The sequence below is a fragment of the Streptomyces sp. E2N166 genome, from assembly GCF_003671715.1.
GTDB classification, from domain to species: Bacteria; Actinomycetota; Actinomycetes; order Streptomycetales; family Streptomycetaceae; genus Streptomyces; species Streptomyces thinghirensis.
Genome location: NZ_RAIF01000006.1, coordinates 1,127,605 through 1,137,855, shown reverse-complemented (window position 1 = coordinate 1,137,855; position 10,251 = coordinate 1,127,605). Strand labels below are relative to the sequence as shown.

The 10,251-nt window shown below is 72.5% G+C and carries 7 protein-coding genes and 1 pseudogene; 3 read left to right on the top strand and 5 right to left on the bottom strand.

The features are described 5' to 3' along the window. Positions 1–1,718 (top strand): annotated as a pseudogene (locus tag EBH09_RS05505) (hypothetical protein); the annotation flags it as partial. Here EBH09_RS05505 and EBH09_RS05500 read toward each other — a convergent pair. The 5 genes from EBH09_RS05500 to EBH09_RS05480 form a co-directional block, all read right to left on the bottom strand. Then, positions 1,715–2,860 (bottom strand): aromatic ring-hydroxylating dioxygenase subunit alpha, encoded by a 1,146-nt coding sequence (locus tag EBH09_RS05500; protein ID WP_193776120.1) that lies wholly within the window; start codon positions 2,858–2,860, stop codon positions 1,715–1,717. The pseudogene EBH09_RS05505 and the gene EBH09_RS05500 sit on opposite strands and share 4 nt — an antisense overlap. Positions 2,861–2,874: 14 nt before the next feature. Then, a complete protein-coding gene (solA, locus tag EBH09_RS05495) occupies positions 2,875–4,065 on the bottom strand; it encodes an N-methyl-L-tryptophan oxidase (protein WP_121745836.1) in 1,191 nt (396 codons plus the stop codon). Positions 4,066–4,085: 20 nt separating this feature from the next. Beyond that, positions 4,086–6,539, bottom strand: a complete 2,454-nt coding sequence (locus EBH09_RS05490; RefSeq protein WP_121745835.1) for an FAD-dependent oxidoreductase — start codon at positions 6,537–6,539, stop codon at positions 4,086–4,088. After that, positions 6,536–7,621, bottom strand: coding sequence for an S-(hydroxymethyl)mycothiol dehydrogenase (locus EBH09_RS05485; protein ID WP_121745834.1), 1,086 nt, complete (start codon positions 7,619–7,621; stop codon positions 6,536–6,538). The genes EBH09_RS05490 and EBH09_RS05485 overlap by 4 nt, the downstream gene beginning before the upstream one ends. Before the next feature lie 85 nt (positions 7,622–7,706). Continuing rightward, positions 7,707–8,450, bottom strand: coding sequence for an IclR family transcriptional regulator (locus EBH09_RS05480; RefSeq protein WP_121746252.1), 744 nt, complete (start codon positions 8,448–8,450; stop codon positions 7,707–7,709). Between the two features lie 287 nt (positions 8,451–8,737). Here EBH09_RS05480 and EBH09_RS05475 point away from each other — a divergent pair, with 287 nt between their 5' ends. Together EBH09_RS05475 and EBH09_RS05470 are read left to right on the top strand one after the other, a co-directional pair. After that, positions 8,738–9,061 carry a bifunctional 3-phenylpropionate/cinnamic acid dioxygenase ferredoxin subunit gene (locus EBH09_RS05475; RefSeq protein ID WP_121745833.1) on the top strand — a complete coding sequence of 108 codons (324 nt, stop codon included), beginning with the start codon at positions 8,738–8,740 and terminating at the stop codon, positions 9,059–9,061. Beyond that, a partial coding sequence (locus EBH09_RS05470; protein ID WP_193776119.1) for an FAD-dependent oxidoreductase occupies positions 9,058–10,251 on the top strand: 1,194 nt, incomplete at its 3' end. The genes EBH09_RS05475 and EBH09_RS05470, both read left to right, overlap by 4 nt.

The following is a 10,251-nucleotide window of genomic DNA, read 5'->3' as shown; positions in this document are numbered from 1 at the left end:
ACGACGTGCCGCAGGAGGCGTCGGGGGACGCACCGGACGACGGCACGGACGCGCCGAAGGCGTCCCTGCCCGCCCTCCGCGAGGCCTACCGCGCCGCCTCCCAGCTCTACGAGAAGGTCGGCGTCGGCGCCGACCTCCGCGCCGAGCAGGCCCGCGCGGAGAGCGACGAGAGCGCGGCCCGCGCCGACCTGGACCGGCTCAGCAACAAGGTCCGCACCCGGGCCGGGCAGCTGCTGGAGTCGCCCGACGGCTCCGACGGGCCGTCCCGGCAGGCCGCCACCGCCCGCGCCGAGGAACTGGTGCAGCTCCTGGAGACCCGCATGTCGAGCGCGAGCGAACAGCTCGGCCGGCTGCGCGGCGAGGCCGAACGGCTCGCACCCGAGGACGGCGACGCGCACACCGAACTCCCCGAGGAACTCCTCCCGCGCGACGCCGAACACGCCCAGACCCTGCTGCGCACGGCGACCGCCGAACTCGCCTCGCGCACCGAGGCACTGACCCAGGCCCGCGAGGCCCACGCCGAACTGCTCGACAGGCACCGCGCCGCCGAGGACGCGGCCGGCGGCTTCGACGAGATCGCCGCCATGCTCCGCGACCTGCTGCGCGAACACGCACCAGAGGAGGAGCAGGAGGAGCCCGAGCCCTACCCGGGCGGTCTGGCGGAGGCCCGCCAGTCCGCCGCCGAGGCCCGCCGCTCCCTGCGCGGCTGCGCCGCCGACCTTTCCGCCGCCGAGGCCGCCGTACGCGAGGCGAGCGACATCCTCGTCCGGCACGCCAACTCCACCCGCTACGAGCAGGTCCGCACCCCCGCCCGCCAGCAGATCCGCGAGCTGCCCGCCTCGGCGCTGCCCGAGCACGCGGGCAAGTGGGCGGACGCCTTCGCGCCCCGCCTCCGCGTCCTGACCGACGAGCTGGCCCAGCTGGAGCGCAACCGCGACTCGATCGTGGACCGGCTGCGCGGCCTCGTCGAGTCGGCCCTCGCCACCCTCCGCTCCGCCCAGCGGCTCTCTCGGCTCCCGGAGGGCCTCGGGGAGTGGTCCGGGCAGGAATTCCTGCGCATCCGCTTCGAGGAACCCGACCAGGCGACGCTCACCGAGCGACTCGGCGAGGTCGTCGACGAGGCCACCCGAGCGGCCGTCAAGAAGAACTCCGACCTGCGCCGCGACGGCATGTCCCTGCTGCTGCGCGGCGTCGCGGCCGCCCTGACGCCCAAAGGCGTCGCCGTCGAGATCCTCAAGCCCGACGCCGTACTGCGCGCCGAGCGCGTCCCCGTCGGTCAGATGGGCGACGTCTTCTCCGGCGGCCAGCTGCTCACCGCGGCCATCGCCCTGTACTGCACGATGGCCGCGCTCCGCAGCAACGACCGGGGCCGCGACCGGCACCGCCACGCCGGCACCCTGTTCCTCGACAACCCCATCGGGCGCGCGAACGCCACCTACCTGCTGGAGCTCCAGCGGGCCGTGTCCCACGCGCTCGGCGTCCAGCTCCTGTACACCACCGGCCTGTTCGACACGACCGCGCTCGCCGAGTTCCCGCTGGTCATCCGGCTGCGCAACGACGCCGATCTCAGGGCCGGCCTCAAGTACATCAGCGTGGAGGAACACCTGCGTCCGGGGCTGCCCCAGCCGGTCCAGGCCGGTGAGGGCGAGGGAGAGGCGGTGCACAGCGAGATCACGGCGACGCGCATGTACAAGCGCCCCGCACAGTCACCCGCCTAGGGGGACGGGTCCCGGTCGTCCCGGCCGCCGAGCCGCTCCAGCAGCCACTCGTGGAAGATCCCGATGTGGTGCTCGGTCGGTACCAGCACGCCGCCCGAGCGGTAGGCCCGAGACGCCATCGCCGGCTGGGTGCGCTCGCAGGCCTCGAAGTCCTGCGTGTTCACCCGGTGGAACAGCTCGACCGACTTCGACACATCGGCCCCGGACGCCACGACCTCGGGCGCGTACAGCCAGTCGCACTCGACGACTGTGCGGTCTTCGGCGAGCGGGAACATGCGGTGCAGGATCACATGGTCCGGTACGAGGTTGACGAAGACCGTCGGCTTGACGGTGACGGCGTAGTAGCGGCGGCCCTGTTCCTCCGACACCTCGGGCAGCCTGCCGAAGCCCTCGCTGCCGTCGACCGTGAAGCCCTTCACCCCCTCGCCGAACTCCGCGCCGTGGCCCACGTAGTACTGGGCCGCGTAGCCGTCGGCGAACTCCGGCAGTACGTCCGTGAGTTCGGGGTGGATGGTCGCGCAGTGGTAGCACTCCATGAAGTTCTCGACGATCAGCTTCCAGTTCGCCCGCACGTCGTACCTGACACGCCGTCCGAGCGCCAGGCGCTCCGTCCCGTACCGCTCGATCGCGGCCGGGTCGCCGAGCCGTTCCACGGCCGCCCCACGCACCGTCTCCTCGAACGAGGGCGGTGCGTCCGCCAGGCACACCCAGGCATAGCCGAGCCACTCGCGCAGGGCGACCGCGACCAGGCCGTACGCGGAACGGTCGACGTCCGGCATCTTCGTCAGGTCGGGCGCGGCGACCAGCTTGCCGTCGAGGTCGTAGGTCCACGCGTGGTACGGACACTGGAGGGTGCGGCGCACCTCGCCGGACTGCTCCAGGCAGAGCCGGGCCCCGCGGTGCCGGCAGACGTTGAGGAAGGCGCGCAACTCGCCCGCGCGGGTACGGGTGACGATGACGCTCTCGCTTCCGACCCGCACGGTGCGGAAGGCGCCGGGCCGGTCCAGGTCCGCGCCGCGGACGGCGCAGAACCACATCGATTCGAAGACGTGCCGCTGTTCCTGTCGGAAGATCTCCGGGTCGGTGTAGTAGTGGCCCGGCAGGGTCGCGATGAGGCTGGAGGACAGGGGAGTCGTCGTCACGTGCGTGCTCCTCGTCAGGCGGGCGCGGCGGCGGTGGAGGTCTCCCCACTCGGGCGGAGTCCGGAGTGGGGGCGGGCCGGGTCGAACAGACCGATGGGGTGGGCGGTGCTGCCGGTCAGGGCCAGGTCGGCGAGGATCTCCCCCACGACGGGCACGAACTTGAAGCCGTGCCCGGAGAAACCGCAGGCCACGGTGACCGAGTCGGGGTGCGCGGGGTGCCGGGCGATGACGAAGTGTTCGTCCGCTGTGGTGGTGTACATGCAGGTCGCGGCCTTGAGGAAGGTCCCGGGCAGATCCGGGATGCGGCCGGACATGTGGTCGGCCATCGCCTCGACCTCGTGGTCGTACACCCTCCGGTCGATGGTTTCCGGGGTGGTGGCCCGCCCCTTGCGGAAGAAGGCGACCTTGGCACCCATCTCGGGGCCGTCGATGGCCGGGAAGCCGTACACCTGGACGCCGGCCGCGTCCTCCCAGACGTAGATCGGCTGGTTGGCGGGGAGGAAGGGCCGGGTGCCGTGCTTGGGCTGGAACCAGTACATGACCTGCCGCTCGACCGTGAAAGGCACGCCCAGGTCCGAGAGCAGTCGCGGTGCCCAGGCGCCCGGGCAGACCACCAGATGGGAGGCGGTGTAGGTGTTCTCGGCGGTGTGCACCCGGACGCCGTCCCGGTACGGCTCCCAGCGCGTCATCGGCTCGTCGAAGTGCAGGTCGGCGCCCTGCCGGGTGGCGAGCTGGAGGTGGGCGGCGACGGTGTTCTCGGGGCGCAGCAGACCGGCCTTGGCCTCGTACAGCGCGACCTCGTCGTCCGCCGGGGCGAGTGTCGGGAAACGGCGGCGGATCTCCCGGGCGTCCAGCATCTCGTGCGGCAGGTCCCACTCGCGTGCCGAGCGCAGCGAGCCCGACACGGTCCACGAGTCGGGCCGGCCGACCATCACCCCGCCGCACAGGACGGCGATGCCCCGGCCGGTGGCCCGCTCCAGGTCCTCGTACAGCTCGTAGGCACGCAGGAGGAGAGGTACGTACGCCGGATCCTCGAAGTAGGACTGCCGGGTGACCCGGGAGCCGCCGTGGCTGGAGCCCCGGTTGTGCACCGGTCCGAACTTCTCCAGGCCCAGCACACGGGCGCCCCGCGCGGAGAGGTGGTGCGCCGCGGCGCTGCCCATGCCGCCGAGGCCGATGACGATCACGTCGTAGGTGGGGGACATCGGGAGCCTCCTGGGCCGTCCTAGCGGCGGATGCGGGTCATCTCCGGGTCGAACAGCGGCTCGTCGGCGACCGTGGCGGGCACCTTCTCGCCGAAGTACTCCACGTGCACGCCGGTGCCGGCGGCCAGACCGGCCGGGAGCCAGGCGTACGCGACACAGCGGCCGAGCGTGTAGCCGTACGCGGCGCTGGTCACGTAACCGGCGGGTGTGCCGTCCACGTGGACCGGTTCCTTGCCGAGGACCACGGCGGCCGGATCGTCGAGGAGGAGGGGCGTGAGGCGCCGGGCCGGTTCGCCCGCGCGTTCCAGTGCGGCCCTGCCGACGAAGTCCGCCTTGTCCATGCGGACCGCGAAGCCGACGCCGGCCTCGTACGGGTCGTGCTCGTCGGTCATGTCGGTGCCCCAGGCCCGGTAACCCTTCTCCAGGCGCAGGGAGTTGAAGGCGGAACGTCCGGCCGCGATCACGCCGAGCTCCCGGCCCGCCTCCCAGAGCGTGTCCCAGAGCCTCAGCCCCAGGTCGGCGGTGGTGTACAGCTCCCAGCCGAGTTCACCGACGTAGCTCAGGCGCATGGCCGTGACCGGGACATGGCCGACGTACGTCTCCTTGACGCGGAAGTAGCCGAACGCCTCGTGCGAGAAGTCGTCCGGGGTCAGCGGCTGGACGAGGTCGCGGGCGAGCGGGCCCCAGACGCCGACGCAGCAGGTGCCGGACGTGATGTCCCGGACGTGCACTCCGTCGGGCGCGTGGCGCAGGAGGTGGTCGAGGTCGGCGGGGGAGTTGGCGCCGACCTGGAATCGGTCGGGGGCGAGGCGGGCGACGGTGAGGTCGGAGCGGATGCCTGCGGTGTCGTCGAGGAGGAGCGTGTAGGTGACCGCGCCCGGCCTCTTGCGGAGGTTGTTGGTGGTCATGCGGTCGAGGAAGTCGAGGGCTCCGGGGCCGGTGACCTCCAGGCGGCGCAGCGGGGTCATGTCGTACAGGGCGACGCCTTCGCGTGTCACCCGCGCCTCGGCGGCCGCGATCGGGGACCAGTGGCGGGCCGACCAGTCGTCCCGGTCGGGAAGCGTCAGGCTTGTGACGAGTTCGGAGTTGGCCTCGTACCAGTGCGGTCGTTCCCAGCCGCCGCCCTCCAGGAAGTACGCGCCGAGCCGCTCCTGCCGTGGGTGGAAGGGGCTGACCCTGAGCGGGCGTGGACGCTCCATCGGCTGGAGGGGATGGAGGACGTCGTACACCTCGACGAACTGCTGTGAACCGCGCTCGCGAATGTACGCCGGTGAACGCTGCGCCTCCTCGAAACGCGTGAGGTCGCACTCGTGCACGTCGAGCGACGGCCGCCCGTCGACCATCCACTCGGCGAGGGCCTTGGCGACCCCGGCCGAGTGGGTGACCCAGACGGCCTCCGCCAGCCAGAAGCCGCGCAGCGCGCGGGACTCGCCGAGGACGGGCATGCCGTCAGGGGTGAAGGAGAAGACCCCGTTGAAGCCCGACTCGATCTCCGCCTCGCGCAGGGCGGGCATCAGCCGGCGGCAGTCCTCCCAGCTCGGCGCCCAGTCGTCCGGGGTGAAGGGGTAGGACGAGGGCATCTCCATGTTCCGGTCGCGGGCCTCGTCGTAGGCGGGGACGGCGAACGGGTCCACGGGCAGCGGACGGTGGGCGTAGGAGCCGATGCCCAGGCGGTCGGTGTGCTCCCGGAAGTACAGGTCGCGGTCCTGGAAGCGGAGGATCGGCTTCGAGGCCTCCGCGGTGGCGCCGCTCAGGTCCGGGAGCGGTCCGGTCCGCGCGTACTGGTGGGCGAGCGGCTGCAGGGGGACGTCGACACCGGCCATGCGGCCGACGACCGGGCCCCAGAAGCCGGCCGCGGAGACCACGTGGTCGGCGGGGAAGGTGCCCCGGTCCGTGACGACCCCCGTGACCCTGCCGTCCCGCCGCTCGATGCCGGTGACCGTGTGCCGGTCCAGGAAGCGGGCGCCCCGCGCGGTGGCGCGGTCCAGCTGGGCGCGGGACGCGTGCAGGGCGCGCGCCAGGCCGTCCCCGGGGGTGTGGAAGCCGCCGAGCACCACCGAGGCGTCGAGGAGCGGCCAGAATTCCTTGCACCGGGCGGCGTCGACGATCTCGCCGCGCACACCCCATGCCGCCGCGTAACCGGCCCTGCGGTGCAGGTCGGCGAGGCGTTGCGGGGTGGTGGCCAGCTCCAGGCCGCCGACCGGCCGGAAGCAGGGCACGCCGTCCGGTTCGAGGGAGGTGAACTTCTCGACGGTGTACTGGGCGAACGCCGTGAGCGTCTTGGACGGGCTGGTCCGGAAGACGAGGCCGGGCGCGTGCGAGGTCGAGCCGCCGGGGGCGGGCAGCGGGCCCTGTTCGAGGACGGTGACGTCGTTCCAGCCGCGGGCGGTCAGTTCGTCGGCGAGCGAGCAGCCGACGATGCCGGCGCCGATGACGACCACGCGGGGGGAGGGGTGGCTGCCGGGGGCGCTCACAGGACCACCACCGAGCGCAGGACCTCGCCGCGGCGCATCTTGGCGAACGCCTCCTCCACCCGGTCCAGCGAGGTCGTCTCCGAGACGAAGGCCCCCAGGTCCAGCAGCCCGTACAGGTACTGGTCGATGAGGAACGGGAAGTCGCGGCTCGGCAGGCAGTCGCCGTACCAGGACGACTTGATCGCGCCGCCGCGCGAGAACACGTCGATGAGCGGCAGTTCGACCGCCGTCTCCGGCGTGGGCACGCCGACCTGGACCAGCACGCCCGCGTGGTCGCGCATGTAGAAGGCCTGACGGAAGGTCTCCGGGTGCCCCACCGCGTCGATCGCGATGTCCACACCGTGGCCGTCAGTGAGGGCGCGGACCGCCTCGACGGGGTCCGTGCCACGGGAGTCGACGGTGTGCGTGGCGCCGAACCGCTCCGCCCGGTCCAGTTTCCGGCCGTCCACATCGACCGCGATGATCTTCATGGCGCCGTTCAGGGCGGCACCCGCGATCGCCGCGTTGCCGACGCCGCCGCAGCCGATGACGGCGACCGAGTCGCCACGGCCCACGTTGCCCGTGTTGACGGCGGCGCCGTAGCCGGCCATCACGCCGCAGCCGATCAGGCCGGCCGCCTCGGGGCGCGCGGCCGGGTCGACCTTCACCGCCTGGCCCGCCGCGACCAGCGTCTTCTCGGCGAAGGCGCCGATGCCGAGCGCGTTGGTCAGCGGGGTGCCGTCCAGGAGTGTCATCGGCTGAGCGGCGTTGCGGGAGTCGAAGCAGTACCAGGGGCGGCCGCGTCGGCAGGAACGGCAGCCGCCGCAGGGCGCCCGCCAGGCCAGCACCACGTAGTCGCCCTGCTGAAGACCGGTGACTCCCTCGCCGATCGCCTCGATGGTGCCGGCCGCCTCATGGCCGAGCACGAAAGGGAAGTCGTCCGTGATCACGCCCTCGCGGTAGTGCAGGTCCGTGTGGCAGACCCCGCAGGCCTGTACCGCGACGAGTACCTCGCCCGGTCCCGGGTCCGGGACGACGATCGTCTGCACCTCGACCGGTGCGGCCTTCTTCACAGCGACTGCGGCACGAACCTCGTGTGGCACGACAAGCTCCTCTGCTGTTGCGCATTGCACGATGGGTTGCGCTATGAGGAACATAGTGAGAACGCCGCCGCGCGTCCGGCTCGGGTCAGCAGCCGTAGCCCATACGGCGGGACAGTTCGACGCCCGCCGCCAGCGTGCGCTTCGCCAGGTCGGGGAGCCGCTCCGGCGTCAGCCGGTACACCGGACCCGAGACGCTGATCGAGGCGATCACCTTGCCGTCGTGGGAACGGACGGGTGCCGCCACGGCCGCGAGCCCGATCTCCAGCTCCTCCTGTGTGATCGCGTATCCCTGCTCGGCCACGGTCTCCAACTCGCCGCGCAGCATCGCCGCGCCGGTGGCCGTGTGCTCGGTGAACCGGTGCAGCGGGCGGGCCAGCAGACCCTCGCGCAGCGTGGTCGGCAGGTGGGCGAGGAGCACCTTGCCGCTGGCGGTTGCGTGCAGCGGGGTGCGCCGCCCGAGCCAGTTCTGTGCCGTCACGGAGGCGGTGCCGCGGGCCTGCATGACGTTGACCGCCGCGTCGTCGTCCAGCACCGCGATATTCGACGTCTCGCCGAGTTCGTCGGCGAGTTCGCGGCAGACGGGCACGCCCTCCTGCGAGATGTCCAGGCGCACTGTCGCCGCCCCCGCGAGGCGCAGTACACCGGCACCCAGGTAGTACTTGCCCCGCTCCTTCTCCTGGGCCACCAGGCCGCGGTTCTCCAGCACGCCGAGCAGCCGGAAGGCGGTGGACTTGTGCACGTCCAGCTCGTCGGCGATCTCCGTGACGCCCGCCTCGCCGTGCCGGGCGAGGATCTCCAGCACGCTCACGGCGCGGTCCACCGACTGCACGCTGCTCGCCGCCCCTCTGCCCACCTGCTTGTTCTCCACGCGGTCCTCACCATGGTCGGGCTGCTTCTGTGTGCGGGTCATGGCTCAACTCTCACCACCTGGCGGCCCCGTCGGGACCGCATCTGCGGGAAGCCCTTGACGCCACGGGCGCCCGCCCGGATTCTGTTGCGCATAGCGCTCTCCAGTGCGCCATGTGAAACATCATGTTACCGAAGCGTCCGGATCCCGGAAGGGTACGCGTCCCCGCACCCGTCGATACACGGGTTCCGGACCGAGAGGGGAGCCCGATGATTCCCGTCTGCCGCCTCGAAGACCTTCCCAAGGGCGAGTCCGCCCGGGTCGGAACGAGTCCGCCGATCGCCGTCTTCCACACCGACGACGGTGATCTCTACGCCGTCGACGACACGTGCAGCCACCAGGACGCCTCCCTCTCCGAGGGCTGGCTGGAGGGCAGCCTGATCGAATGCCCGCTGCACGCCGCGTCCTTCGATCTCCGCACGGGCCGGCCGACCTGCCTCCCGGCCCGCAGGCCCGTCCGGACCCACCGGGTCACCATCCACGAGGGTGTCGTACACGTCGTTCTCGCCGCCGAGGAGGGGAGCGCCGCATGAGGACCGTGACCGTCGTCGGCGCCTCGCTGGCCGGCCTCCATGCCGCCCGGGAACTGCGCGCCCAGGGGTTCGACGGCCGGCTGGTGATCGTCGGCGACGAACCCCACCGCCCCTACGACCGGCCGCCCCTCTCCAAGGACTTCCTCACCGGACGGGCCGACGAGGGCCAACTCGCGCTCACCGACGCCGAGGAGACCGCCGAGCTGGACGCCGAGTGGCTGCTCGGCGTCCGTGCCCGCGGCCTGGACGCCCGCGGCCGGACCGTGCTGCTCGACGACGGCCGCACCGTGTCCACCGACGGCGTCGTCGTCGCCACCGGCGCCTCGGCCCGGCGTCTTCCGGGCGACGGCCTCGCCGGCGTCCACACCCTGCGCACCCTGGACGACGCCCGCGCCCTGCGTGCGGAACTCACCCGCGGCCCGCGCAGGGTCATCGTGATCGGCGGCGGCTTCATCGGCGCGGAGACCGCCTCCTCGTGTGCCGTCCTCGGTCACGCCGTCACCGTCGTCGAGGCCGCCCAGCTTCCGCTCGTGCCCCAACTCGGCGCCGGGATGGCCGCCGTGTGTGCCACGCTGCACCGCCGCGCGGGCGTCGAACTCGTCACCGGCGCGTCCGTGGACGCACTGCGCGGCACGGTCGCGGTGACGTCGGTGGCACTCTCCGACGGCCGGAATCTGGCCGCCGACGTAGTGATCGCCGGGATCGGTGCCACACCCAACACCGCCTGGCTGGCGGGTTCGGCGCTGGTGCTGAACGACGGCGTCCTCTGCGACGACGGCTGTGTGACGTCGCTGCCGCGGGTGGTCGCCGTCGGTGATGTGGCCCGCGTCGGGGGCACGCGCGCGGAACACTGGACCTCCGCCACGGAGCAGCCCCGGGTGGCCGTGACCAACCTGCTCGCCGGACGCACCGTGGAGTGCGCGAGGACGCTGCCGTACTTCTGGTCCGACCAGTACGGGACCCGCCTCCAGTTCGCCGGCCGGCGCCGGGAGGGCGACACCGTCCGCATCGTCGAGGGAGTGGTGGCGGACGGCGTCCCGGCCGACGACGGCTTCCTCGCCCTGTATGAACGGGACGGCCGTACGACCGCGGTGCTCTCCGTGGACCGCCCACGCCCCTTCGTGCGGGCCCGGCGCGAACTGGTCCGCGCCGACCGGGTGCAGCCGGGTGGCCGGGTGCGGCCGACGGAC